Annotated in this window: 25 protein-coding genes, 1 tRNA gene and 2 pseudogenes; 9 read left to right on the top strand and 19 right to left on the bottom strand. The window is 66.9% G+C overall.

All coding sequences use genetic code 11. The features are described from left to right. Nucleotides 1-10 precede the first annotated feature (10 nt). On the top strand, nt 11-1,222 hold the full coding sequence (locus D5041_RS21205) for an MFS transporter (RefSeq protein ID WP_265285690.1): 1,212 nt from the start codon (nt 11-13) through the stop codon (nt 1,220-1,222). Nucleotides 1,223-1,325: 103 nt separating this feature from the next. On the opposite strand, the gene D5041_RS21200 is transcribed toward D5041_RS21205, so the two are convergent. The 15 genes from D5041_RS21200 to D5041_RS21125 form a co-directional block, all read right to left on the bottom strand. Further along, nucleotides 1,326-1,583: a hypothetical protein gene (locus D5041_RS21200; protein ID WP_456119851.1), complete on the bottom strand. Its 258-nt coding sequence runs from the start codon at nt 1,581-1,583 to the stop codon at nt 1,326-1,328. Between the two features lie 160 nt (nt 1,584-1,743). Continuing rightward, a complete protein-coding gene (gene relB, locus D5041_RS21190; RefSeq protein ID WP_265285689.1) occupies nt 1,744-2,079 on the bottom strand; it encodes a type II toxin-antitoxin system RelB family anti-toxin in 336 nt (111 codons plus the stop codon). Continuing rightward, nucleotides 2,060-2,437 (bottom strand): type II toxin-antitoxin system RelE/ParE family toxin, encoded by a 378-nt coding sequence (locus D5041_RS21185; protein ID WP_265285688.1) that lies wholly within the window; start codon nt 2,435-2,437, stop codon nt 2,060-2,062. Before D5041_RS21185 ends, relB begins: the two co-directional genes overlap by 20 nt. Nucleotides 2,438-2,709: 272 nt before the next feature. Continuing rightward, nucleotides 2,710-2,952, bottom strand: coding sequence for a formate dehydrogenase subunit delta (locus tag D5041_RS21180; RefSeq protein WP_265259341.1), 243 nt, complete (start codon nt 2,950-2,952; stop codon nt 2,710-2,712). Then, complete coding sequence (gene fdhD, locus D5041_RS21175) at nt 2,945-3,787, bottom strand: formate dehydrogenase accessory sulfurtransferase FdhD (RefSeq protein ID WP_265285687.1); 843 nt, start codon at nt 3,785-3,787, stop codon at nt 2,945-2,947. The genes D5041_RS21180 and fdhD overlap by 8 nt, the downstream gene beginning before the upstream one ends. Then, nucleotides 3,784-6,684: a formate dehydrogenase subunit alpha gene (fdhF, locus tag D5041_RS21170; protein WP_010100482.1), complete on the bottom strand. Its 2,901-nt coding sequence runs from the start codon at nt 6,682-6,684 to the stop codon at nt 3,784-3,786. Before fdhF ends, fdhD begins: the two co-directional genes overlap by 4 nt. A gap of 38 nt (nt 6,685-6,722) precedes the next feature. Next, the gene (locus D5041_RS21165) at nt 6,723-8,294 is read right to left on the bottom strand and encodes a formate dehydrogenase beta subunit (protein WP_265285686.1); all 1,572 of its coding nucleotides are present in this window, start codon (nt 8,292-8,294) and stop codon (nt 6,723-6,725) included. Beyond that, nucleotides 8,291-8,824 (bottom strand): formate dehydrogenase subunit gamma, encoded by a 534-nt coding sequence (locus tag D5041_RS21160; RefSeq protein ID WP_407702326.1) that lies wholly within the window; start codon nt 8,822-8,824, stop codon nt 8,291-8,293. Before D5041_RS21160 ends, D5041_RS21165 begins: the two co-directional genes overlap by 4 nt. Before the next feature lie 60 nt (nt 8,825-8,884). Continuing rightward, nucleotides 8,885-10,588 carry an OFA family MFS transporter gene (locus D5041_RS21155; protein ID WP_265285684.1) on the bottom strand — a complete coding sequence of 568 codons (1,704 nt, stop codon included), beginning with the start codon at nt 10,586-10,588 and terminating at the stop codon, nt 8,885-8,887. Nucleotides 10,589-10,917: 329 nt separating this feature from the next. Beyond that, nucleotides 10,918-11,844: a LysR family transcriptional regulator gene (locus D5041_RS21150; protein ID WP_265259328.1), complete on the bottom strand. Its 927-nt coding sequence runs from the start codon at nt 11,842-11,844 to the stop codon at nt 10,918-10,920. Nucleotides 11,845-11,964: 120 nt separating this feature from the next. After that, a tRNA-Met gene (locus D5041_RS21145) sits at nt 11,965-12,041 on the bottom strand. 24 nt (nt 12,042-12,065) lie between these two features. Then, the gene (locus tag D5041_RS21140; protein ID WP_265285683.1) at nt 12,066-12,845 is read right to left on the bottom strand and encodes an enoyl-CoA hydratase; all 780 of its coding nucleotides are present in this window, start codon (nt 12,843-12,845) and stop codon (nt 12,066-12,068) included. A 63-nt stretch (nt 12,846-12,908) separates the two neighbouring features. After that, entirely contained in the window at nt 12,909-14,726 is a 1,818-nt protein-coding gene (locus tag D5041_RS21135; protein WP_265285682.1) for a M61 family metallopeptidase, read from the bottom strand. A gap of 29 nt (nt 14,727-14,755) precedes the next feature. Further along, entirely contained in the window at nt 14,756-15,487 is a 732-nt protein-coding gene (locus tag D5041_RS21130) for a DsbC family protein (protein ID WP_265285681.1), read from the bottom strand. 54 nt (nt 15,488-15,541) lie between these two features. After that, nucleotides 15,542-16,675 (bottom strand): FAD-dependent monooxygenase, encoded by a 1,134-nt coding sequence (locus tag D5041_RS21125; protein WP_265285680.1) that lies wholly within the window; start codon nt 16,673-16,675, stop codon nt 15,542-15,544. 93 nt (nt 16,676-16,768) lie between these two features. On the opposite strand from D5041_RS21125, the gene D5041_RS21120 reads away from it, so the two are divergent. Then, nucleotides 16,769-17,644, top strand: coding sequence for an MOSC domain-containing protein (locus D5041_RS21120; RefSeq protein ID WP_265259319.1), 876 nt, complete (start codon nt 16,769-16,771; stop codon nt 17,642-17,644). 93 nt (nt 17,645-17,737) lie between these two features. Further along, on the top strand, nt 17,738-17,911 hold the full coding sequence (locus D5041_RS21115) for a GTPase (RefSeq protein ID WP_265259322.1): 174 nt from the start codon (nt 17,738-17,740) through the stop codon (nt 17,909-17,911). A gap of 7 nt (nt 17,912-17,918) precedes the next feature. On the opposite strand, the gene D5041_RS21110 is transcribed toward D5041_RS21115, so the two are convergent. Both D5041_RS21110 and mgtA read right to left on the bottom strand, forming a co-directional pair. Continuing rightward, the gene (locus D5041_RS21110) at nt 17,919-18,635 is read right to left on the bottom strand and encodes an MgtC/SapB family protein (RefSeq protein ID WP_010109537.1); all 717 of its coding nucleotides are present in this window, start codon (nt 18,633-18,635) and stop codon (nt 17,919-17,921) included. A 10-nt stretch (nt 18,636-18,645) separates the two neighbouring features. Beyond that, on the bottom strand, nt 18,646-21,411 hold the full coding sequence (gene mgtA / locus D5041_RS21105) for a magnesium-translocating P-type ATPase (protein WP_010109535.1): 2,766 nt from the start codon (nt 21,409-21,411) through the stop codon (nt 18,646-18,648). A 150-nt stretch (nt 21,412-21,561) separates the two neighbouring features. On the opposite strand from mgtA, the gene D5041_RS21100 reads away from it, so the two are divergent. After that, nucleotides 21,562-21,849 (top strand): hypothetical protein, encoded by a 288-nt coding sequence (locus D5041_RS21100; protein WP_265259320.1) that lies wholly within the window; start codon nt 21,562-21,564, stop codon nt 21,847-21,849. A 246-nt stretch (nt 21,850-22,095) separates the two neighbouring features. On the opposite strand, the pseudogene D5041_RS21095 reads toward D5041_RS21100, so the two are convergent. Further along, nucleotides 22,096-22,599 (bottom strand): annotated as a pseudogene (locus D5041_RS21095) (Rossmann-fold NAD(P)-binding domain-containing protein); the annotation flags it as partial. Between D5041_RS21095 and D5041_RS22230 the strand changes: the two are divergent. The 3 genes and pseudogenes from D5041_RS22230 to ychF form a co-directional block, all read left to right on the top strand. Further along, nucleotides 22,581-22,949: pseudogene (locus tag D5041_RS22230) on the top strand (MOSC domain-containing protein); the annotation flags it as partial. The pseudogenes D5041_RS21095 and D5041_RS22230 sit on opposite strands and share 19 nt — an antisense overlap. Then, on the top strand, nt 22,936-23,058 hold the full coding sequence (locus tag D5041_RS22035; RefSeq protein WP_321162182.1) for a hypothetical protein: 123 nt from the start codon (nt 22,936-22,938) through the stop codon (nt 23,056-23,058). The pseudogene D5041_RS22230 and the gene D5041_RS22035, both read left to right, overlap by 14 nt. A 93-nt stretch (nt 23,059-23,151) precedes the next feature. Further along, on the top strand, nt 23,152-24,246 hold the full coding sequence (gene ychF / locus D5041_RS21085) for a redox-regulated ATPase YchF (RefSeq protein ID WP_265259318.1): 1,095 nt from the start codon (nt 23,152-23,154) through the stop codon (nt 24,244-24,246). Here ychF and D5041_RS21080 read toward each other — a convergent pair. Further along, nucleotides 24,236-25,153, bottom strand: coding sequence for a LysR family transcriptional regulator (locus tag D5041_RS21080; RefSeq protein ID WP_265285679.1), 918 nt, complete (start codon nt 25,151-25,153; stop codon nt 24,236-24,238). The genes ychF and D5041_RS21080 overlap by 11 nt on opposite strands. A gap of 61 nt (nt 25,154-25,214) precedes the next feature. Between D5041_RS21080 and D5041_RS21075 the strand changes: the two genes are divergently transcribed. Then, nucleotides 25,215-25,538 carry a hypothetical protein gene (locus tag D5041_RS21075; protein ID WP_010103755.1) on the top strand — a complete coding sequence of 108 codons (324 nt, stop codon included), beginning with the start codon at nt 25,215-25,217 and terminating at the stop codon, nt 25,536-25,538. Between the two features lie 12 nt (nt 25,539-25,550). Then, the gene (locus tag D5041_RS21070; protein ID WP_265285678.1) at nt 25,551-26,525 is read left to right on the top strand and encodes an alpha/beta hydrolase; all 975 of its coding nucleotides are present in this window, start codon (nt 25,551-25,553) and stop codon (nt 26,523-26,525) included. The last annotated feature ends 37 nt before the right edge of the window (nt 26,526-26,562 follow it).

Below are 26,562 nucleotides of genomic sequence, written 5' to 3'. Positions count from 1 at the left end.
TGCTCGGGGCATGACTGCATACGCTGCACCCCGGGAAAATCGCAATGTCCGGCTGTTGGTCGTCTGCCAAGCCCTGTACGTTTGCGCATCGGCGATCGGGCTGACGCTGACCGGATTGGTCGGCGCCATGCTGGCGCCCGCGCGCAGCCTGGCCACGCTGCCTTTCGCCCTGGTCATCGTGGCCACCGCGTTGGGCACCATCCCGGTATCGCTGGCCATGGCGAACCGGGGGCGCAGGCCCTTGTTCGTGCTCGGCGCCTGCGCCGGTGTCCTGGGGGGCGCCCTGGCCGCCTGGGCCATCGCGGACCGCAGCTTTGCCGGGTTTTGTCTGGCGAATATGCTGCTCGGCCTGTTTCAGGCCTGCGCGCAGTACTACCGGTTTGCCGCGACCGAAGCCGCGTCCGCCGCGCTCAAACCCCGGGCGATCGGGCTGGTGATTGGCGGGGGCGTGGTCGCCGCCATCGTCGGGCCGACGCTCGCGGCCTGGGCCCGCGACATATGGGCACCGCATACCTTTGCCGGCTCCTACCTGGCGGTCATGGCGCTTGCGGGCGCATCCACCCTGGTGCTGTCGCAGCTGAATTTGGCGCCGGACGCAGCGCCCCGGGCCGGCGAGGTCAGCACGCCGCTGCGGACCCTGGCGCGCAACCCCTGCTTTATCGCTGCGGTGAGCAATAGCGCGCTGGGCTACGCCATCATGATCTTCGTGATGACCGCCACGCCGTTGGCGGTGGTCGCTTGCGGTCTGTCGGTGGGCGAGGCGGCTTCGGTCATTCAGTGGCATTTGCTGAGCATGTTCGCGCCGGGCTTTTTTACCGGTCGGCTGATTGCGCGCTGGGGCGTCACCTGCGTCCTGTTGTCGGGCGCGGCGCTGTTCGTCGCGGGCGTGATGCTGGCCCTGAGCGGGACCTCGCTGGCGCACTTTGGTGGCGCGCTGGCATTGAACGGACTGGCCTGGAATTTCATGTTCGTCGGCGGCAGCACATTGCTCACGCAGGGCCTGGCCAACGCGGGCGCCGCGGACCGCGCCCGGGCGCAGGCGGCCAACGAGTTCATCACTTTCGCCGTGGTGGCCACGGGCTCGCTGCTGGCCGGGGCCACCTTCAACAGCCAGGGCTGGAATACCGTGAATGGGCTGGTACTGCCGTTCGTGGCGCTCGCCGCTTTGTCCACGCTATGGCTTTGGCGCACCTCGAAACCGCGCGCCACCGCCACTGGATAGGCGCTGGGGCCTGGGCGCCGCCCGCGCTGTTTCTCCTGTCGATGCACGCGGGCGCGCGGCTTGCGAGGAAGGCACAGTAGCAAAATGCATGTATCGAAGGCATTCAGGAGTGATCGCGATGGCCATGCTGACAGTTCACAACCTTTCTGAGGCGCAGCGATGCTTGGCCAAGCAGATGCAACAGACCAAACAAACGCATGTCATTGGTGGCGACGATGTGATCACGAATCCGCGCCTGAATGGCTTCGCAGGCCCGATGCGCCTGCGGTGAGGCCGTGCCCTCGTAGTCGGGCGGAAGCGTCGCCTCCTCCGCGATGCGCGCCCACGCGCTGGCAAGCGCCTCGATGTTCGGCACGCTCATTTGCGCGGCTCCTGTGCTCTGGCGCGGATCAGTCACCCAAGGGGCAATGAGGCAAAGACCAGCAGCATCACGCCGATCGGATACCAGGTTGAGAAAACCACCAAAGCATCGAAGGCCGGTGTTCCCGTGTTGCTGGGCAGCACAACGGTCAAGCCCCCGGTCAGGCGGTGGCGAGCGTCAGATGCCCGACTGGCTCGGCCGCCGGCCGCACCTTGATTTCGATGTCGTAGCCGAGGCGATTCAGGCAGTCCATCAGCTTGCGCTCGGACAGGTTGGTGAAGTCTCCATGCATCATGCTTGATACCTTCGGTTGCGGGATGCCCATACGCTTGGCCGCCGCTTGTTGTGTCAGCCCAAGGGTGCGCATTGCCTTCCTGATCTCGACCACCAGGCCGGTCTTGATCTTCAGTTTCTCGGCATCGGGCAGCCCAAGGTCGGCAAAGACGTTGCCCGAGCTGCGTTGAACCTCGACGCCTTCAATGATTCGTTTTTGCATTTCGTAACTCCTGTGCCATTGCCTCGGCCACCTTCAGCCGAGCGCGGATGATGTCCATGTCCACCTTTGGCGTGGCGATCCCGCTCTTGCTCTTCTTCTGGAAGCAGTGCAGGACGAACACCGCTTCCGCAAACTTCACCGTGTAGACCGCCCGATACGTGCCACCCGCATCGTCTTCGACGACTTCCAGCACGCCGGCACCGCCGAAGCCCTTGAGCACCTTCGCCGCGTCGTCCTGGTCGCCCATCTGCGCCAGCGACAGCGCGTAACCGAAACGGTGGCGCACGTCGGGCGGCAACGCCATCAGAGCCTTGTAGCTGCTCGCGATCCATTCGAGCGGTTTTTCTTTGTCGGCCATGCTAGTAGTTTATATCTGTTCAGGTAATACGATAAGCACGACAGACGAAAACTGAATGGACCCCAATCCCGGCCGCACCCATCGTGTGCTCGTCTGAACCGGCCGTTTGCGTTGGATCATCACCGGGTAGGCAACTACAAAAATGGAGTGCCATACACACCGGGGAATCGCTCCAAGTTGTTGATTTTATTGGGGTTGAAAGAGGCAAGTGACAAACTTGGGCCAGGCGATGGAAACGCTGTTCCTCTGCGCCAGCACGCGAGCACGCACCATCAACCTGCGCCGCCAGCGTTTATTCCCAGGAGCCCTCGGTGGCGCTCGACGGCGGCCCGCACGATGGCGCTCAGGCCGGGAGCCCCGTTGTCTGCCAGTGCCAGGAACTCGCGCCGCATGCGGGGTTCCCAGAACTTTCCGAGATGTCCGGCGATGCCCTCCAGGGCCGCGTCCCGGTCGGGCATGGCTTCGAAGAAGTCGCCGATGCGGTTGGCCATGCGGATCAAGTTTTCGCTATCCATGCGAACGGTCCCAAAGCACGCGCTCGGCGTGGGAGTAAATGCTCATGGCGTCGCCGCGGGCGAATCCGACCAGCGCCAGACCTGCGGCCTCCGCGAGGTCGATCGCCAGGCCGGTCACACCGGACACTGCGGCCAACAGCGTCGCGCCGCTGCGCGCCGTTTTGCTTGCCATCTCGTAGCTCGCGCGGCTGCTGGAGACGATGAATCCGCGCGCGACGTCGTGCCCCTCCCGGACCAAGGCACCGATGAGTTTGTCCAATGCATTGTGTCGGCCGACGTCTTCGCGCACGAGCAGCAACTGGCCGCTGGCGTCGCCAAAGCCTGCGGCATGCGTCGCACCCGTGGCCTCGTGCAGGGGTTGCAGGCCGCCGCGCAGGGCGTGCAGGGCGTCGAGCAGGGTCTGCGCCGGGAACGCGGCTGCGCTGCGCAACACCGGCGGCGCGCGCACTGCCTCGGGCAGGCTCTCCATTCCGCACAGTCCGCAGCCGCTGCGCCCGGCGAGATTGCGCCGCCGCTCCTTCAGGCGCACGAAGCAGGCGCTGGCCACGTCGATGCGCACGGTGATGCCATGCGGGCCCGCAACGACGTCGATGCCGCGGATGTCCGAGGCCCGGTCCACGATGTCCTCGGTCAGCGAGAAGCCCAGGCCGAAGTCTTCGAGATCCGCCGGCGTCGCCAGCATCACGGCGTGGGACACGCCGTTGTACTCCAGGGCCACGGGCACTTCCTCGGCCACGCAGTCCTGCGTGGCGATGGCGCGGCCGCCGCGCAGGCGGTCAACTGCCACGGGGCGTGAGCCCGCGCTCCTGCGCAGTGGAAGATCCATGGGTTTCATTCGCTGGCGACCGGAGCATCGGCCCGCGTGCCGGCCTGCAGCAGGCTCTGCTGCCGGGCATGGAAGCGCGCATACGATTGCTGCCACGCGGAGGGCTGCGCCACGGGCATGACTTGCACCGCCGTCACCTTGTATTCGGGGCAGTTGGTTGCCCAGTCGGAACTGTCCGTGGTGATCACGTTGGCGCCCGACTCGGGGAAATGAAAAGTGGTGTAGACGACGCCAGGCTGTATGCGTTCGGTGACGGTCGCGCGCAGCACCGTCTCGCCGGCACGGCTCTGCACGCCGACCCAGTCGCCTTCGCGGATTCCGCGATCCTGCGCATCGTGCGGGTGGATCTCCAGCCGGTCTTCGTCGTGCCAGAGATTGTTCGGCGTGCGCCGCGTTTGCGCGCCCACGTTGTACTGGCTCAGGATGCGGCCGGTGGTCAGCAGCAAGGGATGGCGCGCAGTCGGCTTCTCGTCGCTGGCCACGTACTTCGTGATGAGGAAGCGGCCCTTGCCGCGCACGAACTTCCCGACGTGCATGATCGGCGTTCCGAGTGCATCGGTGTCGTCGTTGCACGGCCATTGCAGGCTGCCGTGCCGTTCGAGCTTCTCGTAGTTCACGCCCGCGAAGGTCGGCGTGAGCGCGGCAATCTCGGCCATGATCTCGCCGGGATGCCGGTAGTGCATCGGGTAGCCCAGCGCGTTCGAGAGCATCTGGGTGATTTCCCAATCCGCATGGCCGGCCAGAGGCGGCATCACCTTGCGCACGCGCGCGATGCGCCGCTCCGCGTTGGTGAAGGTACCGTCCTTCTCCAGGAACGAGGAGCCGGGCAGGAACACGTGCGCGTATTGGGCGGTTTCGTTGAGAAAGAGGTCCTGCACCACGACGCACTCCATGGCGCGCATGGCCTCGGCCACGTGCTGGGTGTTCGGGTCCGATTGCACGATGTCCTCGCCCTCGCAATACAGGCCCTTGAAGCTGCCCGAGAGCGCGGCGTCGAGCATGTTCGGGATGCGCAGGCCGGGTTCGGGGCTGAGTTCCACGTTCCACGCGGCCTCGAACTGCGCGCGCACCGTGCTGTCGCAGACATGCCGGTAGCCCGGCAGCTCGTGCGGGAACGATCCCATGTCGCAGGCTCCCTGCACGTTGTTTTGCCCCCGCAAGGGATTCACGCCCACGCCCTCGCGCCCCACGTTGCCGGTGCACATGGCGAGGTTGGCGATGCCCATGACCATGGTCGATCCCTGCGCGTGTTCCGTCACGCCCAGGCCGTAGTAGATCGCAGCGTTCGGCCGCCGCGTGCCGACGCGGCCCTCGGCGTTGCCCGTGGCGTACAGCCGGGCTGCCTGGCGCAGCGTGGCCGCGGGAACGCCGCACACGGCCTGCATGGCCTCGGGGGAATTCTCCGCGCGCGCGACGAACTCCTTCCACGCGCGGTACGACGGCTGGTCGCAGCGCTCGGCGACGTAGTCCTCGGCGCACAGTCCCTCGGTGACGAGGACGTGGGCCAGCGCCGAAATCACGGCCACGTTCGTTCCGGGCCTGAGCTGCAAATGGTATTCGGCGCGGACGTGCGGCGCTTTCACGAGATCGATCTGGCGCGGGTCCACGACGATGAGCCGGGCGCCCTGGCGCAGGCGCTTTTTCATGCGCGAAGCGAACACCGGATGCGCGGCCGCAGGGTTCGCGCCGATGACCATGATGACGTCGGCTTGCTCCACGGACTTGAAGGTCTGTGTCCCGGCCGAGGTGCCAAACGCCTGGCCCAGCCCGTAGCCCGTGGGCGAATGGCAGACGCGCGCGCAGGTGTCGACGTTGTTGCTGCCAAAGGCCGCGCGCACCAGCTTTTGCACGAGGTAGGTTTCCTCGTTCGTGCAGCGCGAGGAGGTGATGCCACCGATCGCCTCCCGCCCGTGCTGGCTCTGGATGCGCCGGAACTCCGAGGCCGCATGCGCGATGGCCTCCTCCCAGCCGACCTCGCGCCACGGGTCGTCGATGCTCTTGCGCACCATGGGCCGGGTGATGCGGTCCTTGTGCGTGGCGTAGCCCCAGGCAAAGCGGCCCTTCACGCAGGAATGGCCCTCGTTCGCCTTGCCGTCCTTCCAGGGCACCATGCGCACCACCTCGCTGCCCTTCATTTCGGCCCGGAAGCTGCACCCTACGCCGCAGTACGCGCAGGTGGTGAGCGTGTGGTGTTCCGGCTGGCCGAGCGCGATCACGGACTTTTCCTGCAGCGTGGCCGTAGGACAGGCCTGCACGCAGGCGCCGCAGCTCACGCATTCGCTGGCCATGAACGGCTGATCTTGCCCGGGCGAGACGCGCGCGGCGAAACCCCGGCCGCTGATGGTCAGCGCGAACGTCCCCTGCGTTTCCTCGCAGGCGCGCACGCACCGGCTGCAGACGATGCACTTGGAGGGGTCGTAAGTGAAATAGGGGTTCGACTCGTCCTTCTGGCCGTCCAGGTGGTTCGCGCCCTGGAAGCCATAGCGCACGGCGCGCAGGCCGGTCACGCCGGCCATGTTTTGCAGCTCGCAGTCGCCGTTGGCGCTGCAGGTCAGGCAGTCGAGCGGATGGTCGGAGATGTATAGCTCCATGACGGACTTGCGCAGCTCCTGCAGCTTGGGCGTCTGGGTGCGCACGCGCATGCCGTGCTCCGCGGGAGTCGTGCACGAGGCCGGGTAGCCCTTGCGGCCCTCGATCTCCACCAGGCACAGACGGCACGAGCCGAAGGGCTCGATGCTGTCGGTGGCGCACAGCTTGGGCACCTGGATGCCCGCGTCAACAGCCGCGCGCATGACCGAGGTGCCCTTGGGCACGGTGACTTCGTTGCCGTCGATCTCGACGGTGACCTCCTCGCTCGACGCGCGCAGCGGCGTGCCATGGTCACGGGATTTCAGATGGTCAAGCATCGGGGGGTTCCTCTTTGGGTCGCGGGCGTCATGCGGCGTCATGCGGCGTCACGGCCGTCTGCGGCGAGCCCGAAGTCTTGCGGGTAGTGCTCCAGCGCGGAGAGCACGGGCAGCGGCGTCATGCTGCCCATTGCGCACAGCGAGCCGTGCAGCATGGTGTCGCACAGATCGCGCAGCAGTTGTACCTGCTGCGGCCGCGTCTGCGCGCTGGCCTGCGCGCCGGCGATGCGCTCGATCACCTCGACCCCGCGCGTGGAACCAATGCGGCACGGCGTGCATTTGCCGCAGGATTCGATGGCGCAAAACGCCATGGCGTAGCGCGCCAGGCGCGACATATCCGCCGTGTCGTCGTGCACCACGATGCCCCCATGGCCGACGACGGCGCCCACGGCCGCGTAGGCTTCGTAGTCCAGCGGCAGGTCCCATTGCGCTGGCGGCACGTAGGCGCCCAGCGGCCCGCCGACCTGTATCGCTTTCACCGGCCGACCGGACGCGGTACCGCCGCCGAACTCCTCCACCAGCGTGCGCAGCGAGACGCCGAAGGCTTTTTCGACCAGGCCGCCGCGGCGGATGTTTCCCGCGAGCTGTATCGGCAGGGTGCCGCGCGACCGACCGACGCCGTAGTCGCGGTAGAACGGTGCCCCCTTGTCAAGAATCAAGGGCACCGAGGCGAGCGTGATGACGTTGTGGATCACCGTGGGCATGCCGAACAGACCCTGCAACGCGGGCAGTGGCGGCTTCGCGTGCACGATGCCGCGGCGGCCCTCCAGGCTCTCGAGCATGGCCGTTTCCTCGCCGCACACGTAGGCGCCGGCGGCCTTGCGCAGCTGCAGGTCGAAGGCGCGCCCGCTGCCCAGCACGTCGGCGCCCACGATGCCGGCTGTGCGTGCCAGGGCAAGCGCTTCACCGAACACCGCGAGCGCGCGGGGATATTCCGAGCGGACGTACACGAGGCCGTGCTCCGCCCCCGTGGCCAGGCCGGCGATCAGCATGCCCTCGATGAGCATGAAGGGATCGCCTTCGAGCACCAGGCGGTCGGAAAAGCTGCCCGAATCGCCTTCGTCGGCATTGCACACGACGTACTTGCGCGGGGCCTGCGCCGTGGCCACGGTGCGCCACTTGATTCCCGCGGGAAACGCCGCGCCGCCGCGACCGCGCAGGCCCGAGTCCAGCACCTGCTGCACGATCGCCGGGGCCTCGAGCGCCAGCGCGCGGCGCAGGCCGGCGAGCCCGCCGTGCGCTGCGTAGTCGGCAAGGCACAAGGGATCGGTGACGCCGACGCGCGCGAACGTCAGGCGCTCTTGTTTCCTGATCCAGGGCAGCTCCTGCGTCAGCCCCTGGCGCAACGCGTGCGCGCCGCCCTGGAGCAGGCCGGAATCGAGCAGGCCCTCGACGTCCTGCGGCGCGACCGGGCCGTAGGCCACGCGCCCCTGCGGCGTCTCCACTTCGACCAGCGGCTCCAGCCACATCATGGCGCGCGAGCCATTGCGCACCAGCTGCACGTCGAGCGCGCGCCGCGCGGCGCCGGCCAACAGACACGCTGCGACGGCGTCGGCGCCGACGGCCAGCGCCGCGCTGTCGGCCGGAACGAAGACACGCACGCTGCTCATGCCGCAGCCTCCGACGCGGCGAGCAGTGCGTCGAGCCGCGCCGGCGTCAGGCGTGCGTGCACGTGCTCGTCGAGCCGCAGCGCCGGGGACGTGGCGCACAGCCCCAGGCAGTACACCGGCTCGAGGGTGAACGCCCCGTCGCGCGCCGTGCCGCCCGCGTCGGGCAGGCCCAGGCGTGCGCAGGCCTGCGCCCACAGCGGCTCCGCGCCCATGGCCTGGCAGGCCTCGGCGCGGCAGATTTGCAGCACACGGCGGCCCGCAGGCGCGCTGCGAAAGTGCGGGTAGTAGGTGATGACGCCGTGCACCTCGGCGCGCGACAGGTCCAGGCCCTGCGCGATGTCCGCGACCGCATCCGCGGGGACATGGCCCAGCGCGTCCTGCACGGCGTGCAGGATGGGCAGCAGCGCGCCAGGCACGTCCTTCAGGCGCTCGACGATGTCGCGCACCGTTTGCCGGTGCGGATCGGCCGGGTGTGCTGGATGTGCCGTGTGTGTGCCGCGCGGGCGGCGCAGTGGCTCGCGCAACGCCATGGCGATTTCCGGGGAGGCGTCAGCGCCATGGTGCTCGGGCTTCATCGCTGGGGAACCCCGTCACTGAAAGAACGTGGCCGCAGAGACCAAGGTCTTGTACAGGCCCCAGGCCAAGGGAATGCCCACCGCGAGCCAGGCCAGCCAGACCTGGACCGCCGGCGTGGCATCGCCGCGCGCGTTCGCGCGCCCCATTCCCGCCTCGGCGGCAACGGCCTTCTCGTGCGCCAGCCGCTTTTCCTCGGCGAGCTCCGCGTCGCTCATGAACCACTTGTCGGCCAGGGGACGAACCATCAGGTTGCACAGGAGGCCGACGGCCAGCATGCCGACCAGGATGTACATCGTCTGGTTGTAGACCTGCTCGCGCGGGATGCCCTGGCCCAGTTGGTACTCGCGCATATAGCCCACGACCACGGGGCCCAGAATTCCCGCAGTCGCCCAGGCCGTGAGCAGGCGGCCATGGATGGCGCCGACCATCTGGGTTCCGAACAGGTCCGCGAGGTACGCCGGGACCGTGGCAAAGCCCCCGCCGTACATCGAGAGGATGATGCAAAAGGCGCCGACGAAGAGCAGCTTGCTGCCGGCCGCCGCGCTTTCCGGGATGCTGAAGTAGAGCAGGCCACCGAGGACGAAGAACACCACGTAGGTCAGCTTGCGGCCGAGTTTGTCCGACAGGCTGGCCCAGAAGAATCGGCCCCCGATGTTGAACAAGGACAGCAGGGCCGCAAAACCGCCGGCCACCGCAGCAATGGCTGCGAGCTCCGTTTTGTCCAACGCGGCAAATTTCTTCGGCACGCCCGCCAGCGTGCCGCCAAAGACTTCCTGCAGCATGGGCGAGGCCATGCCGAGCACGCCGATGCCGGCGCTCACGTTCATGCACAGCACCATCCAGATCAACCAGAACTGGGGAATCCCCCAAACCCTTTTCACATGCACGTGGCGCTGCGTGATCATGGCGTTGCCCGCTTGTGCCGCGGGCGGCGTCCAGCCTGCCGGCGTCCAGCCCGTGGGCGGCACGCGGTACCCGAAGGCGCCGCCGAGCATGAAGACGAAGTAGACGAGACCCATGACGACGAAGGTCTGCATCACGCCCACGCTGGTCGGGGTGGCCCAGTATTTCATCAGCTCCACCGCGAACGGCGAGCCGATCATGGCGCCGCCGCCAAAGCCCATGATGGCCATTCCGGTGGCCATTCCGCGCCGGTCCGGGAACCACTTGATCAGGGTCGATACCGGCGAGATGTAGCCCAGTCCCAGGCCGATGCCGCCGATCACGCCCGAGCCAAGAATCATCAGCCAGAACTGATGGACGTGGATGCCCAGTGCCGAGATCAACATGCCTGCACACCAGCAGACGGCCGACACCACACCCGCCTTGCGCGGGCCCGCGCGCTCCAGCCAGCCGCCCCAGATGGCAGCCGAGCAGCCGAGAAAAACGAAGAACAGCGTGTACATCCAGCCGAGCGTGGCGATGCGCCAATCGCAGTCGCGCGCAAAGAGTTCTGCGAAGAAGCCGATCTCCTTGGCGCAGGTCGTGGCCCCTGTTCCGGCGGTCGATAGCGCCTTGGACAGCGGCAGCCAGAACACGGAAAAGCCATACGCCATGCCAATGCAAAGGTGGATGGCCAGCGCCGCTGGCGGCACCAGCCACCGATTGAATCCCGGGCCGGCAATGATGCGTTCCTTGTCCAGCAATCCCGCAGCAAAGGGGGAGGGGTCCCTGGGTGCAAGGACGGGAACAGGGTCCTGGTCGAGTAGCGATGACATCAGCGTGGGCTCCGTTGTATTGCGCTGGCAGAACGCGCAGAACGCACGGTCTTTTGGCTGGCGTCGGAGTGTCGGCGGGACGTTGACCGGCGGTCAAATCACTTCGTTACATGGAGCCATTTATATCCGTGATCTATGCAGGCAGCTTCATACGTCGATCTCGGCGCTGTGCGCTGCGGCGTGCTCTAGTGTCCTGCCCTGCGAATAGCGGCACAAAATGAAACTGATGCATTTCGCGTCATGGCAAGGCGCAAACCGCAGCGATACCCGTAGGTATCGCGAGGATTTGCAACGCCGCCATGGCGCGAAAGGCGCAGTTTCATGTGCCGCTATTCGCAGGGCAGGACACTTAGCCATTCGGGGTCGCGCGCCAGATCGACTGCGGCCCTGAGGGTGCGCGACGGCCGGTCCGTTGCCACCATCATGAAGCCGACCGGTGTGCGCACGTCCGGGCTCGTGAGCGGCCGCGCTTGCAATTCCGCGTAGGTGCGCACGGCATCGACCAGCGCCCCGGGCAGGATGCTGCACACATTGCCCGCGACGACGCTGAGCGCCAGCGTGAGGACGGAGTTGGTTTCGATTTCCGGCTTGACCTCCACACCGGCCATGGCCAGGGCGCTGCCCACGATCGTCCGGTTGTGCATCTCGGGTGTGAGCAGGCACAGCGGAAGTTCCCCGGCCTCGCGCCAGGAGACAGGCTTGCCGATGTGCAAGCCCTTGGCGTTCGGCTCGTCGGTGCGCTGCACCAGAAAGTAGTGCTCGGTGTACTGCGCAATCGTCGCGAGGTGGGTGTTCTGCTGCTTGATGCGGTCCGTATACCCCAGGCCCAGATCCAGGGACAGGCTCTCCAGGCCGGCTTCGATCTCCGGCGAACTCATGGAACGTACGATGGGCGAAATCCCGGGGCAGCGGGCCTTCAGCTTGGCGGCAAAGCGCGCGACGATCGGCACGGCCGTGGGCACCGCGCCCAGAGTCAATCGACCCTGGGGTCTTGCGGCCGCGCTGTCGAGTTCCTGTTGCAACAGATCGCGCTCACGCAGCATGCGCTGCGCTGTGGAGAGCACCCTTTCCCCCTCCGGCGTGAGCCCCGCATAGTTGCGCCCGCGCTTGACGATGGCGGTGCCGAACTCCTCCTCCAGCGATCGAAGGGCATTCGACAGCGCAGGCTGCGTGACGTTGCAGGCCTGCGCGGCGCGGCCGAAATGCTGGTGCGTGTTCAGGGCAACCAGGTAGCGGAGGGTCGCGAGGAGATTCATCGATCATCCCTTGGGGGAGAGGCGTTTCTTGGGGGGGCTGCTCCTGCGGCAAAGTGCCAGCACGCAAGCAGCGGGCAGAAAAAAGCCCAACGGCGAATGGTTGGGCTGGTGGACGCGGTGTGGTGGTGGTAGGTGGACTTGAACCACCGACATCAGCATTATGAATGCTGCGCTCTAACCAACTGAGCTATACCACCGTGGGGGCGGATTGTAGGACAAATTCACTGGTGGGTGAAGTTGGCCGCGCGCTTGTTCATGAAGGCGTCCATGCCTTCCTTTTGGTCCCGGGTGGCGAACAGCGCGTGGAACAGGCGGCGCTCGTACATCAGGCCGTCGGAGAGCGTGCCCTCGAAGGCCCGGTTCACGGATTCCTTGGCCGCCATCACCGCGATCCGGGAGAAGCCGGCGATGGCGATGGCGGCGCCCAGCGCCTCGTGCATGAGCTGACTGTCAGGCACCACGCGGCTGACCAGGCCGGCGCGCTCGGCTTCTGCGGCGTCCATCATGCGGCCCGTCAACACCATGTCCATGGTCTTTGACTTGCCCACGGCGCGCGGCAGGCGCTGCGTTCCGCCGGAACCCGGGATCACGCCGAGCTTGATTTCGGGCTGGCCGAATCGGGCGTTGTCCGCGGCGATGATGAAGTCGCACATCATCGCCAGCTCGCAGCCGCCGCCCAGCGCAAAACCGCTGACTGCGGCGATCACGGGTTTGCGGATGGAGCGGATCGTCTCCCAGTTGCGCGTGATGTAGTCGCCCTTGTAGGCATCGACAAAGCTGTATTGCGCCATGGCACCGATGTCGGCGCCGGCGGCAAACGCTATTTCACTGCCCGTGATGATGATGCAGCCGATTTTTTCTTCGGCGTCAAAGGCCTTCAGCGCCGCGCCCAGCTCGTCCATCAGCTGGTCGCTGAGGGCGTTGAGCTGCTTGGGCCGGTTGAGCGTGATGACGCCGACCTTGTCCGCCTCGACGTGGACTTTGATGGTTTCGCAGGACATGGAATCTCCCGGGTTGATGGCTTGTCATGGAGGGAACGAATGCACCGAAGGGCAGGGCGCTGCTCAGTCCAGCCAGCGTCTCAGGGCGTTTCTGTCGGAGGGGGTCAGGCTGATCGTGTCGGGCTGCGCCGGCGTGGCCGTCCCGTGGCGCGCCTTCTTGCGCGCGCTGCCGGCCTGGCCGCGCGCCGGCAATTCGAGCGCCAGCCGCAGCAGGCGCCCGTCGCGTGCGACCCAGGCCGTGAGCGCGGTCTCGGTGCCCGCGTAGAACGCCACGTCGTCGAGCTTGCGCACGCGCCAGCCCTGTCCCCGCGCTTCCACCCCCAGCCATTCGTCGCCCGCGGCCATGCCGGACTTCTCTGCGGCGCCGCCGCGCAGCACGGTCTGGATCCGCAGGCCGTGGTCCTGCGCCACGCGCAGGCCCAGGCGCTGCGCGAGTTGGGGCGTTTCTGCTTTCAGGTCCACGCCGTGGGCGGCCAGAAGATCGGTCAATGGCAGTTCCGCCGTGCCATGCACCCATTGCTGCAATTCGGCGTCAAACGGGCGGCCTGCGCACGCGTGCAGCGCTGCGTGCAGGTCGGCCTCGGTCATGGGCCCCTGCTGGCAGCGCGTCCACAGCGCGCGCATCACGTCGTCGAGCGTCGCGTGGCCTTCGCGGCGCAGCGTGAGATCCAGGCACAGGGCCACCAGCGCGCCCTTGGTGTAGTAGCTGATCGTGGCGTTGGCGGTGTTTGCGTCCGGCCGGTAGTACTTCACCCAGGCGTCGAAGCTCGCCTGGGCCACGCTCTGCACCGCCCGGCCCGGCGTTTGCAGCACCTGGTTGATGGTCTTGGCGAGGCATTTCAGGTAGGCCGCGTCGTCGATCAGTCCGGCCCGGCGCAGCAGCAGATCGTCGTAGTAGCTGGTGAAGCCTTCAAAGAACCACAGCAGGTCGGTGTAGTTCTCGCGGCTGTAGTCGTAGCTGGAGAATTCCGCCGGGCGCAGGCGCTTCACGTTCCAGGTGTGAAAGTACTCGTGGCTGATCAGCCCCAGCAGCGTGGTGTAGCCCTCGCCCGCTTTGGCTTCCTGCTGCTGCCGCGGCAGGTTGCGTCTGCCGCACACCAGCGCCGTGGAGTTGCGGTGCTCGAGCCCCCCGCAGCCATCGTCCACGGCATGGAGCAGGAACAGAAAGCTTGCATGCGGGGCCTTGCCCGCAGTGCCGTGCCAGAAGCGGATGGCGGCCTCGCAGATCTTGCGGGTGTCGTCGAGCAGGCGTTGGCCGTCGAAGGACGGCGTGGCGCCGGCGACCACAAGGCGGTGGGGGATGGCGCAGGCGTCGAAGTGCCCGACCCAGAACGTCCCCAGTTCCACGGGGCAGTCCACCAGCTCGTCGTAGTCGGCGGCGCCGTACAGGCCAAAGCCTCTCTCGTCCGTGGCCAGGGCGGCAAGCCCCGTGGCCACCGACCAGTGCGCGGTGGCGTCCGTGCTGGCGATCTCCAGCGTGTGGCGCTGCGCTTCCTGGCCGTGCACGCGCAGGCAGAGGCTGGTGCCGTTGAAAAAGCCGCGCGCCGCGTCGAGCCACGCGCTGCGCACCGAGGGGTCGCAGGCGCATACGGCGTAGCGCAGTTCCAGCGGCCGGCCGGGTCGGCAGTCCACCCGCCAGCGGTGCTTGTCCAGCTGTGTCAGGGGGACGGCGCGCCGGCCCTGCCGGGCCTTCAATTGCTGCAGGTTTTTTGCGAACTCGCGGATCAGGTAGCTGCCCGGTATCCATGCCGGCAATGACACTTCCTGCCCGGCCGCAGGGTGGGCCAGCGTCAGCACGACGCGGAACAGATGGGCGTGCAGGTCCGATGGCTCGACGCGGTAGTGCAGGTCCGCGGGCTCGGCAGGGCGGGCGGTTGGCATGGGCGCTCGCAGGGTGGGGCAGGACGGCCTCAGTTGGCGGCCGTTGCGGACTTGCTGCCGGCCTCCGCCAGGCGCTTTTCCACTTCCTGCGTGCCGATGGCGTGCGACACGCGGGTGCCGTTGGCGAAGATCAGGGTGGGGGTGCCCATGATCTTGTACTTCTTGCCGAAAGCCAGGTTGCGCTGCAGCGCGCTGGTGTCGCAGTTGGCTGCGGCGGCGGGCTTGTCGCGCAGCATCTGGTCCGTCCAGGCGCCGGCCTGGTCCTTGGCGCACCAGATGTTGCGCGACTTCTCGGCCGAATCGGGGCTCAGGATGGGGTAGAGGAACAGGTGCACGGTGACGTTGTCCACGCGCTGCATGTCGCGCTCGAACACCTTGCAGTAACCGCAGTTGGGGTCTTCAAAGACCGCGACCCGGCGCTTGCCGTCGCCGCGCACGATGGTCAGGGCGTCTTTCAGGGGCAGCTCGGAGAAGTCCACCGCAGTCAGCTGGCTGATGCGGTCTTCGGTGAGGTTGCGGCGTGCCTTGGAGTCGAACAGCTCACCCTGGATCACATAGTTGCCCCGGGCGTCGGTGTAGAACAGGTCGGTGCCGATGCGCACCTCGTACAGCCCCGCCATGGGCGTGCGCCGCACCTCGTCGATCTTGCTCATCTGGGGAATGCGCGCGGCAAGCCTCTTGCGGATCCGCGCTTCTTGCGCGTCGGCGCCCAGACTCAGGGTGGCCAGGGCAGCGGCCAGCAGGGTAATGGTCAGTTTCATCGGGAAGGCTTTCGTTTTCTTCAGGGGATGCGCTCGGGTGACGGGGTGGCGCCCTCAGTGCCATGCCATGGCCTGGCGGGCGACGAATTTCTTCAGCGGGCCGCTGCGCTCGAAGCCCGCCATGGCCCCGTTGCGCACGGCCTGCCAGAGGCCTTGCGGGCGCGAGAAGAGCTGTTGCAGACCGTCGCTTGCCAGAGCGACGGCGAAAAGGGCGGCCTTGCGCTCGCGCTCGTAGCGCCGCAGCAGGCGCGGGTCGGCCACGCTGCGCCAGCCATCGCGCTGGCGCAGGGCATGCGCCAATGCGCGTGCGTCCCCGAGCCCCAGGTTCAACCCCTGCCCCGTGAGCGGGTGCACCGTGTGCGCGGCGTCGCCCGCGAGCACCCAGCCGCGCGGATTCCTCGCCTGCGCCGGCCCGGCCCCGCACCAGCGGTGCGCACGCGCGAGTTGCAGCGGCCAGGCCGCGCGCGGCGCGCACAGCGTCAGCGCACCGAGGGCGCTGCGGCTGGCGCTCTGCAGTTCCTGCGCGAATGCTTCGGGCGCGAGCGCCAGCAGCGGCGCGACCAGCTCCTGCGCGACGGACCACACCACGGCGACGGAGTGGCCCAGCGGGCCGTCCAAGGGGAGAAAAGCCAGGATGCCATGCGGCAAGAACCACTGGCGCGCCACCTGCCCGTGGGGTTGCGCGCAGTGCAGCCGGGTGGCGATCGCATGCTGGGCGTAGGGGGTCCGCTCGAAATCCACGCCAAACTCGGCCCGGGTGCTGCTGGAGCGGCCCTCGCAGACCACCGTCAGCGCGGCCGACACCGGCGTTGCGACGAATTCCACCTGCGGCTGGAAACGCAGGGCCTCGGCCAGGCGCGCTTGCAGCGCGGGCACATCGACGATCCATGCCAGGGCGTCCACGGCCTGCGCGGCCGCGTCGAAATGCACGCCGCCGCCCTGGTCCCCCAGAACCTGCATGCGCCGCACGGCGGTGGCTTGCCCGGCGGCGGGCCAGCAGCGCAGGGATTGGAGCAACTCGGCAGACGTCCTGTTCAGCGCGTAGGCGCGGACGTCAGCGCCCGCCGCATCTTGGGGGTCGGGGCCCGGGACCAGGGCCACTCTCAGCTGTTCGCGCGCGAGCAGCAGGGCCAGGGTGCTGCCCACGATGCCGGCGCCGCGAATGCACAGATCAAAGGCTTGGACCATGGGGCATTGTAGGAGCGCGGCATGGTCCTCAGATCGGGCCAGGGCACAATGGCGTCTCCAATCCACCACCCCCGTTTCTCAGGAGCCCCCGGCGTGAGTTGCACCCCCGATGGCCGTCTGTCCGGCCGCATTGCGCGTCTGTTCGTCTACCCGATCAAATCCTGCGCCGGCGTCGAAGTGCAGCAGTCCTTGCTGACGGACACCGGGCTGGACCTGGACCGCGCCTGGATGGTGGTGGGCGCCGACGGCGTGTTTCTGACCCAGCGCAGCCTGCCCCGCATGGCGCTGATCCGGCCGCAGCTCAGAGGCGACGACATGGTGCTGCGCGCTCCCGGCATGCTGGCCCTGCACGTGGCGCAGGGCGCCGTCGAAGCCGAGGCCCCCGCGACCGTGACCGTATGGCAGGACCGGGTGCCGGCATGGGACATGGGGGCGGTCGCGGCCCAGTGGTTCAGCGATTTTCTGGGGCAGCCCTGCAGGCTCGTGCGCTTTGACCCGGATCACCGGCGTTTGTCGGACATGGACTGGACCGGGGGCGTCCAGGCGCCGAACCAGTTTGCCGACGCCTTTCCCCTTCTGGTGGCCAGCGAAGCGTCCCTGGATGAACTCAACGCGCGCCTTCAGGCGGCCGGCCACAGGGCGGTGGGGATCGAGCGTTTCCGGCCGAACGTGGTGCTCGCGGGCCTGGCGGCGCACGATGAGGACCGGGTGGATTGGCTGCGCATCGACGCTGCGGATGGCGCCATTGCCTTGCAGCCCGTCAAGCCCTGCGCGCGCTGCCCGATTCCCGACATCGACCCCATGACCGCAGAAAGCACCCCGGCGGTGGGGGACACGCTGCGCGGCTACCGGCAGGACCCGCGGCTGGGCGGCGCGATCAGCTTCGGCATGAACGCCATCGTGCGCGAGGGCGCGGGCCGGACGCTGCGCGTGGGGCAGCCGGTGGCGGCCGACCTGGACTTTGGTTGAGCCGGCACGCCTGCGCGCGGGCCGGGGCAGGGCGTTGCGGGCCCGTAGAATCGGCGGCCCGTCTTGCGAAACCGAATTCCAGAAAGCCCTTTCATGAGCCTCCAATGCGGCATCGTGGGCCTGCCAAACGTTGGCAAGTCCACCCTTTTCAACGCGCTGACCCGGGCCGGCATCGCCGCCGAAAACTATCCCTTTTGCACCATCGAGCCGCGCAAAAAAAGGGAGCTACGCCTCAAAGGCGAGAGAATGCTCGGCCGCCTTGGGTAGTGTCAGATCATTCGGTGGTGCTTGGACTCCAGAATGCCTGCCGGACAGCCGGTAGTGCTGTCAGCCGTTTGACCAACGCATCCAGCTTGTTGCCATCGACGGAGGTAGCTGCCAACGTCGCCTCGATCTCGACATCTTCCTCGCCGAAGGCGTGGATGTCGAGGTCGTGGGTTGGATAGTTGCTGCGGTCCAGCTCTTCTTCGAGCTGGGCCATGACCATCTTCTGATGCGCCCGCTCGGCAACCACATAGACGGTGTTCGTTACCTCCACAGATTCCACATCCAGCGGCTTACGGTTGATGGTGTTGACGATGGGGCGCAGCAGGGTGTTGGCCGCCAACACGAACAACGCACCCAGTACCGCTTCGACGATCAGATCAGCCCCGGCCGCTGCGCCCACGGCTGCTGACCCCCACAGCGTCGCTGCGGTATTCAGGCCACGCACATTACCCTCTTCACGCATGATCACGCCCGCACCCAGAAAGCCGATGCCGGACACCACGTAAGCCATGACATGCGCCGCGCCATCGTGACCGTGCAGCCGATTAGCCATGTCCACGAACAAGGCCGCGCCAACTGCCACCAACACATTGGTACGCAGCCCCGCCGTGCGTTGCCGGACCTGTCGCTCGAAGCCGATCAGCCCGCCGAGCACAAAGGCGGCGGCGAGGCTGATCAGGGTGTCGAGCAGGGAGGTCAGGTTGATGTTGTGAATCGCCTCCATGCTCGTCTCCTTATTGCCAGCCGTAGCGGCGGAAATAGATGCCCTTCATGGCCTGGGTCAGCCCCATGTAGGCCAGCAGAATCAGCGGCAGGAACGCGAAGTACAGCGGCGGTAGTGCTTGCAGCTTGAAGTAGTGCGCCAACGGCCCCATCGGCAAGAAGATTCCGATGGTCATGATCACCGCCGTCATCACCAGCAGCGGCGTGGCCGCCCGGCTCTGGATGAACGGAATCTTCGGCGTGCGGATCATGTGCACGATCAAGGTCTGCGTCAGCAAGCCAACAATGAACCAACCGGACTGGAACAAGGTCTGCTCCTCGGGCGTGTTGGCGCTGAACACGAACCACATCATGGCGTAGGTGGTGATGTCGAAAATCGAGCTGATCGGCCCAAAGAACACCATGAAGCGCCCCACGTCGCCCGGTTGCCAGCGCTGCGGCTTCTTCAGCAGTTCTTCATCCACATTGTCGAACGGGATGGCGATCTGCGAGATGTCGTACAGCAGGTTCTGTACCAGCAGGTGCATCGGCAGCATCGGCAGGAAGGGGATGAAAGCCGAGGCCACCAGCACCGAGAACACGTTGCCGAAGTTGGAGCTGGCAGTCATCTTGATGTACTTGAGCATGTTGGCGAAGGTGCGGCGGCCTTCGAGCACGCCTTCCTCCAAGACCATCAAGCTCTTTTCCAGCAGGATGATGTCGGCCGCTTCCTTGGCGATGTCCACCGCCGTGTCCACCGAGATGCCGATGTCGGCGGTGCGCAAGGCAGGCGCATCGTTGATGCCGTCACCCATGAAGCCCACGACATGGCCGTTGGCTTTGAGCAAGCGCACGATGCGCTCCTTGTGTGAGGGCGTGAGCTTGGCAAAGACGTTGTGGCTCTCCACGGCTTCAGCCAGCACCTTGTCGCTCATGCGCTCGATGTCGCTGCCCAGTAGCACGCCCTGCTGTTCCAGCCCGACTTTGCGGAGAATCTTGGCCGTGACCAGCTCGTTGTCGCCGGTCAGCACCTTGACCGCCACTCCATGCTCGGCCAGCGCCTTCAGTGCCGGAGCCGTCGATTCTTTCGGCGGATCAAGGAAGGCCACGTACCCGATCAGTGTCAGTTCCGACTCGTCGGCCACACCGTAGGTCTCTTTGCTCGGCGGTACTTCCTTGGCGGCCACAGCCACCACACGCAGGCCCTCTTCGTTCAGTGCAGCGGTGACGTCGCGGATACGAGTCAGCAGTTCGGGCGTCAGCGGCTCGATGGCGTCTCCATGGCGCACACGCGTGCAAACGGCGAGGATTTCCTCGACCGCGCCTTTGGTAATCAACTCGTGGTGATCCTCGCGCTCGCTCACCACCACCGACATACGACGACGGTTGAAGTCGAACGGAATCTCATCGACCTTGCGGTAGTTGTTGGCCGGGTTCAGCTCCTGATGCACATCAACGTGTTCGAGCACCGCTACGTCCAGCAGGTTCTTCAGACCGGTCTGGTAGTAGCTGTTGAGGTAAGCCATTTCAAGCACCTCGTCGGACTCTTCTCCCCAGACATCAACGTGCCGCGCCAGGAAAATCTTGTCCTGGGTCAGTGTGCCGGTCTTGTCGGTGCACAGCACGTCCATGGCGCCGAAGTTCTGGATAGCGTCCAGCCGTTTGACGATGACTTTCTTGCGCGACAGGAACACCGCACCCTTGGCCAGCGTCGAGGTCACGATCATCGGCAGCATCTCTGGCGTCAACCCCACGGCAATGGACAGCGCGAACAGCAGCGCTTCCATCCAATCACCCTTGGTGAACCCGTTGATGAACAGGACCAGCGGCGCCATCACGAACATGAAACGGATCAGCAGCCAGCTCACCTTGTTGACGCCGGACTGGAACGCCGTTGGCGCACGGTCAGTGGCGGTGACGCGGGAAGCCAATGCGCCGAAATAGGTGGCGTTGCCGGTACCGAGCACCACGGCCGTGGCCAAGCCGGACACCACGTTGGTGCCCATGAACAGGATGTTGTCGAGTTCCAGCGGGTTGATCGCCTTGGCGTCGCGCTGGGCGGCGAACTTCTCCACCGGCATCGACTCACCAGTCATGGCGGCTTGCGCCACAAACAGATCCTTGGCAGTGAGCACGCGGCAGTCGGCCGGGATCATGTCGCCCGCCGACAGCACGATCAGATCGCCGGGCACCAGCAGTTTGATCGGCAGCTCTATGCGCTTGGCGTCTTTCACATGCAGATGCACGCCGTAATACTGCTCGAATATCGGCGCGGCGTCCTCGGACAGGTCACGGCGGATGACGGTGGCCGTGTTGCTGACCATGGCCTTGAGGGCATCGGCGGCCTTGTTGGACTTGGCCTCCTGCCAGAAGCGCAACAAGGTGGAGAGCACCACCATCGTGCCGATCACGACGGTGGCCTTCATGTCCTCGGTGAGGTAGGAGATGACGGCCAGCAGCGTCAGCAGCAGGTTGAATGGATTTTTGTAGCAGTGCCACAGGTGTGTCCACCAGGGCAGCGGCCTCTCATGTTCGATCTCGTTCGGGCCGACCCGGGCACGAACGGCCTCTGCTTGCGACTCGGACAAGCCATCGGCATGACTCTCCAGTTTCCGCAGCAAGGTGTCGGCTTCTGCCGTGGCAGCGCTGACCAGGGTCTGGGTAAGCGTCGGCGGCACTTCGCGGCTGACGCCGGTCTGGGCAAGGGTGTCCAGAAGCGCCAGGCGGCGGAAGTGTCGGGCAAGGTGACGGGTGCGCAGGAAGCCTGCGAACAGCTCTTTCAGCAGTGTGAAGTTCATTCTTGTTCTCCGAGGAAGCCTGCCCGTTTCACACGGGTGAAAGTGTGTTCAGGCAGGCGGCCAATATTCAGGGTCAGGCATAGTTTGCTAATGTCCTTTGACAGCCATGACGTCACGGTAGAAACGGCACCGAGAGCAGGCGCAGGCCGATTGAAAACCATCATCGTCGGTCATCATGGGGCGTGCCGCGTGGGCGGCATTGGCCGCCAGCAGAACTGCACTCAGCAGGGCCGGCCGGAGTGGCGGGTAGGCCGCGCCGAAGTGGCCGGGGTGTCGAATACGGGTCATGCGCACAGCGTTCTCCTCTCGGATCGAGGCGAAGCCCTGTCGTGTGCACGGCTCACGCGTGGCACCGCATTTGGTGCACACGACAAGCCCGCTGGCCGCTCACGGCAAGCGATGTTCGCAGCCGACCACCATAAGGCGATCAGCCAATAAGTTGTCTGGGAGGGGAATGACGTGCAGCGGATGCTGCGACGTGGTTGCCGCCTCTCGCGTTCGGCGAGACAGCGGCAGGGAATGCCTGCGCGTTATCTTGCCGAGGGGATGCCGGTCATTGGAACCGGCTGACTACTGTCACTCGAACAAGTGCCCACTTGGGAACTCCGCAATTGTTGAAGCCCGCAAGTGTACTACTCCTACGGTATTGACCGAGCAAGCCGATCATGAGCTTGGGTGGTGAGCGAATGCTTCGGGTGCGAGCGCCAGCAGCGGCGCGACCAGTTCCTGCGCGACGGACCACACGCCGGCGACGGAGTGGCCCAGGGGGCCGTCCAAGGGCAGGAAAGCCAGGATGCCGTGCGGCAAAAACCACTGGCGCGCTACTTGCCCGTGAGGGTGCGCGCAGTGCAGCCGGGTGGCGATCGCATGCTGGTGGGCGTAGGGGGTCCGCTCGAAATCCACGCCAAACTCGGCCCGGGTGCTGCTGGAGCGGCCCTTGCAGACCACCGTCAGCGCAGCCGACACCGGCGCTGCGACGACTTCCACCTGCGGCTGGAAACGCAGGGCCTCGGCCAGGCGCGCTTGCAGCGCAGGCACGTCGACGATCCATGCCAGGGCGTCCACGGCCTGCGTGGTCGCGTCGAAATGCACGCCGCCGCCCTGGTCCCCCAGAACCTGCATGCGCCGCACGGCGGTGGCTTGCCCGGCGTCGGGCCAGCAGCGCAGGGATTGGAGCAACTGACCCGATCAAATCCTGCGCCGGCGTCGAAGTGCAGCAGTCCTTGCTGACGGACACCGGACTGGACCTGGACCGCGCCTGGATGGTGGTTGGTGCCGACGGCGGGTTTCTGACCCAGCGCACCCTGCCCCGCATGGCGCTGATCCGGCCGCAGCTCGGAAGCGACGACATGGTGCTGCGCGCTCCCGGCATGCTGGCCCTGCACGTGGCGCAGGGCGCCGTCGAAGCCGAGGCCCCCACGACCGTGAGCGTATGGCAGGACCGGGTGCCGGCATGGGACATGGGGGCGGTCGCGGCCCAGTGGTTCAGCGATTTTCCGGGGCAGCCCTGCAGGCTCGTGCGCTTTGAGGCAGGCCACGCGGCTGGGCGGCGCGATCAGCTTCGGCATGAACGCCATCGTGCGCGAGGGCGCGGGCCGGACGCTGCGCGTGGGGCAGCCGGTGGCGGCCGACCTGGACTTTGGTTGAGCCGGCACGCCTGCGCGCGGGCCGGGGCAGGGCGTTGCGGGCCCGTAGAATCGGCGGCCCGTCTTGCGAAACCGAATTCCAGAAAGCCCTTTCATGAGCCTCCAATGCGGCATCGTGGGCCTGCCCAACGTTGGCAAGTCCACCCTTTTCAACGCGCTGACCCGGGCCGGCATCGCCGCCGAAAACTATCCCTTTTGCACCATCGAGCCGAACGTCGGCGTGGTGGAACTGCCCGATCCACGCTTGGCGCAGATCGCGCAGATCGTCGCTCCCGAGCGCATCGTCCCGGCGATCGTGGAATTCGTCGACATCGCGGGCCTGGTGGCCGGCGCCAGCCAGGGGGAGGGCCTGGGCAACCAGTTCCTGGCGCATATCCGCGAGACCGACGCCATCGTCAACGTCGTGCGCTGTTTCGAGGACGAGAACGTGATCCACGTGGCGGGCCGTGTGGACCCGATCTCGGACATCGAAGTCATCCAGACCGAACTCTGCCTGGCCGACCTGGGCACGGTGGAGAAGGCGCTCAACCGCCACACCAAGGCCGCCAAATCGGGAAACGACAAGGACGCCGCGAAACTGGTGGCGCTGCTCACGCGCATTCGGGCGGCGCTCGACGAGGGCCAGCCCGCGCGCTCGGTGGACACCACCCGGCAAGAGCAGGCACTGCTCAAACCGCTGTGCCTGATCACGGCCAAGCCCGCCATGTTCGTGGGCAATGTGGGCGAGGACGGTTTCGGGAGCAACCCCCTGCTGGATCGTCTGGAGGAATACGCCGCGCGCCAGAACGCCCCCGTGGTCGCCATCTGCGCCAAGATGGAAGCCGAGATGGCCGAAATGAACGCTGCGGACCGCGCCCTGTTTCTGGCCGAAATGGGCCAGAGCGAACCGGGCTTGGACCGCCTCATCCGGGCCGCCTTCCGGTTGCTCGGCCTGCAAACCTACTTCACAGCAGGCGTGAAGGAGGTGCGTGCCTGGACCATCCACACGGGCGACACGGCGCCGCAGGCCGCAGGCGTGATCCATGGCGACTTCGAGCGCGGCTTCATCCGCGCGCAGACCATTGCCTTCGACGACTTCATCGCCTGCGCAGGCGAACAGGGCGCCCGGGACGCAGGCAAGATGCGCGCGGAAGGCCGGGACTATCTGGTCAAGGACGGCGACGTGTTGAATTTTCTTTTCAACGTCTGACCAACGGGGACGCCGTCCCCAGCGCCGCGGCCAGCAGCGTCCACAGTGCCTGAGCGGGTTGCCCCATCTCGGTCTCCTCGCGTCGGATCAGCCCGATGCGCCGTACCACGGCTGGCCGAACCAGCGCCCGGGTCTCCAACTCGGCTCCGCCGGCGGCCAGGGCCAAGCGCGGCAGCACCCCGATGGCCGAGCCGTTGCGTAGCAGCCCCAGCATCGAGGACAGGTGCTCCACTTCGTCAAACCACGGCAGGGCGATGCCGGCCGCCGCCAGCGCGGCATCCATCTGCTGGCGATTGGCGCTGGTCAAGTGCAGTGCCGTCGGTCGCCAGGGCGCCAGCTCCGACCAGGCCACCTGTGCTTGCGCCTGCAGAGGATGGCCCCGCCGAAAAGCAAGCACGTAGGGGTCGTCGGCCACATGCTGCGCATGCAGGCCGGCCTGCGTGTCGGCCAGGACGCTGATGCCGAACTCGGCCTCGCGCTGCTGCACCGCAGCCGTCACGCGCAGGCCCGTGTCATCGCGCAGGTGCAGCCGTACCTGCGGATACTGCCGGCGGAACGCGTCCAGCACGCGCGGCAATAGCGCGTAGGCCACGGTGGTCAGGCAGGCCACCACCACGCGGCCCGAAGCACCGCGCGCGCAGCGAGCGGCTTCTTCCATGGCCTCGTCCAGCCCTGCCAGCAAAGGGCCGACTGCGCGCACGAGCTCCAACCCCTGTGCGGAGAACGCGACACGCCGCGTGGAGCGCTCCACCAGCGGGCCTCCCACCGCCACCTCCAACTGCGCGATGCGCCGGCTGAACGCCGACTGCGTGATGTGCAACTGCTGCGCGCCCCGCACGAAGCTGAGCGAGCGGTGCAGGGCGAGCAGGGCGCGCACGTCGTCGGTGCGGTAATTCATGCGTGGCATACATCGATTCTTGAAAATCCGGCAATTTACCGGATGGGTCAGGGTGCGCAGAATGTGCCCCATGCCCATCATCAAGATATTCGCCACGCACCCGCCAGGCGCGCAGGTGTGCACGGCGCTCGCCGATGAGCTCGAAGCCATTTGCATCTCGGTCATGCAGGCACGCGCGGACACCGTGCAAGTGCTGCTGTCGGGCAGCACCGTGATGCTCAAGGGCGCGCCCGTGCTCGTGGAAGCGCATTACCGCGCAGGAGCGCAGCGCGACGCGGCGGCGCTGGCGCGCTTCATGGATGGCCTGGAGGGCGCGTGCCGGCGCTGGCTGGGAGAGACCCCGCGCATCCGCTGCTTCGCCGTGGAGCCGGCTGCACTATCCGCCCGCCACTGAACCCGCGCGGCCATGAACGAACACGAACCCGTTTTGCGGCTGCGCGAGATCCGCAGCTTCTGCGTCGGCGGCTGCGTGCGCAGCGTCCACGGCCTGCCGGTGCAGCGCCGCCGCCTGGCCCTGGGCGGGCCGGTGCGCCCGGTGGACCCCAACGGCGAGCACATCACCGGCCAGATGTACGTGCAGGCGTACCTGCAGGCCGAACCACGCCACCGCCTGCCGGTGCTGCTGTGGCATGGTGGCGGCATGACCGGCGCCAACTGGGAGAGCACGCCGGACGGGCGAGCGGGCTGGCTGAGCGCCTTTCTGCATGCGGGCTTCGACGTGTACGTGAGCGATGCGGTGGAGCGTGGCCGCGCCAGTTGGTCCCCTTGGCCCGACATCTACGCCGACGCGCCGCTGTTTCGCACCTTGGGCGAAGGCTGGGAGCTGTTTCGCATCGGGCCGCCAGGCAGCTACCGCCGCGCGGCGCAGGAGCGCGTCGCGCACGCCGGGCAGCAGTTCCCGGTGGCAGCCTTCGAAGCCTTCGCCGCCCAGTGGGTACCGCGCTGGGTCGGCCATGAGCACATCACCTTGGTGGCCTACGACGCTTTGTTGCAGCATGTGGGCGAATGCATCGTCGTCGGCCACAGCCAGGGCGGCGGCTTCGCGCTGGAAGCCACGCGTCGCCGGCCGGGCCACGTGGCGGCCGTCGTGGCGCTGGAGCCCTCGGGCGCTCCCGAGGCGGCAGCGGCCGCCGGGGTCCGCCTGCCGCCGCATCTGGCGGTGTGGGGCGACTACATGGGAGCGCACGCGCTCTGGCGCCGTTACCGCGCCACGGCGGACGCCTATTTCGATGCGCTGCACGCCGCCGGCATGCAGGCCAGCGTGTGCGAGTTGCCGCGCGAAGGCATCGCCGGCAACTCGCACTTTCCGATGCTGGACCGCAATTCCGACACAGTGGCCCAGCGCGTCATCGCGTGGCTGGACCACACCGTTCGGCCTTGAAGAGGCCACTCCTGCATGCCCTGCATGTTCCCCGCGC

The sequence above is a fragment of the Verminephrobacter aporrectodeae subsp. tuberculatae genome (genome assembly GCF_026127385.1).
Taxonomy (GTDB): Bacteria; Pseudomonadota; Gammaproteobacteria; order Burkholderiales; family Burkholderiaceae_C; genus Acidovorax; species Acidovorax aporrectodeae.
The sequence above is the reverse complement of the archived record's forward strand: the minus strand, read 5'-3'. Positions and strand labels throughout refer to the sequence as shown.

What these genes read in the sequence shown, in the direction of transcription:
- D5041_RS21075 (WP_010103755.1), top strand. Translation starts at nt 25,215, where the DNA reads ATGCCCATCATCAAGATATTCGCCACGCACCCGCCAGGCGCGCAGGTG.
- D5041_RS21150 (WP_265259328.1), bottom strand. Translation starts at nt 11,844, where the DNA reads ATGAATCTCCTCGCGACCCTCCGCTACCTGGTTGCCCTGAACACGCAC.
- fdhD (WP_265285687.1), bottom strand. Translation starts at nt 3,787, where the DNA reads ATGAAACCCATGGATCTTCCACTGCGCAGGAGCGCGGGCTCACGCCCC.
- D5041_RS21070 (WP_265285678.1), top strand. Translation starts at nt 25,551, where the DNA reads ATGAACGAACACGAACCCGTTTTGCGGCTGCGCGAGATCCGCAGCTTC.
- ychF (WP_265259318.1), top strand. Translation starts at nt 23,152, where the DNA reads ATGAGCCTCCAATGCGGCATCGTGGGCCTGCCCAACGTTGGCAAGTCC.
- D5041_RS21130 (WP_265285681.1), bottom strand. Translation starts at nt 15,487, where the DNA reads ATGAAACTGACCATTACCCTGCTGGCCGCTGCCCTGGCCACCCTGAGT.
- D5041_RS21205 (WP_265285690.1), top strand. Translation starts at nt 11, where the DNA reads ATGACTGCATACGCTGCACCCCGGGAAAATCGCAATGTCCGGCTGTTG.
- D5041_RS21180 (WP_265259341.1), bottom strand. Translation starts at nt 2,952, where the DNA reads ATGGATAGCGAAAACTTGATCCGCATGGCCAACCGCATCGGCGACTTC.
- D5041_RS21125 (WP_265285680.1), bottom strand. Translation starts at nt 16,675, where the DNA reads ATGGTCCAAGCCTTTGATCTGTGCATTCGCGGCGCCGGCATCGTGGGC.
- relB (WP_265285689.1), bottom strand. Translation starts at nt 2,079, where the DNA reads ATGCAAAAACGAATCATTGAAGGCGTCGAGGTTCAACGCAGCTCGGGC.
- D5041_RS21200 (WP_456119851.1), bottom strand. Translation starts at nt 1,583, where the DNA reads ATGAGCGTGCCGAACATCGAGGCGCTTGCCAGCGCGTGGGCGCGCATC.
- D5041_RS21115 (WP_265259322.1), top strand. Translation starts at nt 17,738, where the DNA reads ATGAGCCTCCAATGCGGCATCGTGGGCCTGCCAAACGTTGGCAAGTCC.
- D5041_RS21140 (WP_265285683.1), bottom strand. Translation starts at nt 12,845, where the DNA reads ATGTCCTGCGAAACCATCAAAGTCCACGTCGAGGCGGACAAGGTCGGC.
- D5041_RS21080 (WP_265285679.1), bottom strand. Translation starts at nt 25,153, where the DNA reads ATGCCACGCATGAATTACCGCACCGACGACGTGCGCGCCCTGCTCGCC.
- D5041_RS21155 (WP_265285684.1), bottom strand. Translation starts at nt 10,588, where the DNA reads ATGTCATCGCTACTCGACCAGGACCCTGTTCCCGTCCTTGCACCCAGG.
- D5041_RS21135 (WP_265285682.1), bottom strand. Translation starts at nt 14,726, where the DNA reads ATGCCAACCGCCCGCCCTGCCGAGCCCGCGGACCTGCACTACCGCGTC.
- D5041_RS21160 (WP_407702326.1), bottom strand. Translation starts at nt 8,824, where the DNA reads ATGGCGTTGCGCGAGCCACTGCGCCGCCCGCGCGGCACACACACGGCA.
- D5041_RS21110 (WP_010109537.1), bottom strand. Translation starts at nt 18,635, where the DNA reads ATGGAGGCGATTCACAACATCAACCTGACCTCCCTGCTCGACACCCTG.
- D5041_RS21165 (WP_265285686.1), bottom strand. Translation starts at nt 8,294, where the DNA reads ATGAGCAGCGTGCGTGTCTTCGTTCCGGCCGACAGCGCGGCGCTGGCC.
- fdhF (WP_010100482.1), bottom strand. Translation starts at nt 6,684, where the DNA reads ATGCTTGACCATCTGAAATCCCGTGACCATGGCACGCCGCTGCGCGCG.
- mgtA (WP_010109535.1), bottom strand. Translation starts at nt 21,411, where the DNA reads ATGAACTTCACACTGCTGAAAGAGCTGTTCGCAGGCTTCCTGCGCACC.
- D5041_RS21185 (WP_265285688.1), bottom strand. Translation starts at nt 2,437, where the DNA reads ATGGCCGACAAAGAAAAACCGCTCGAATGGATCGCGAGCAGCTACAAG.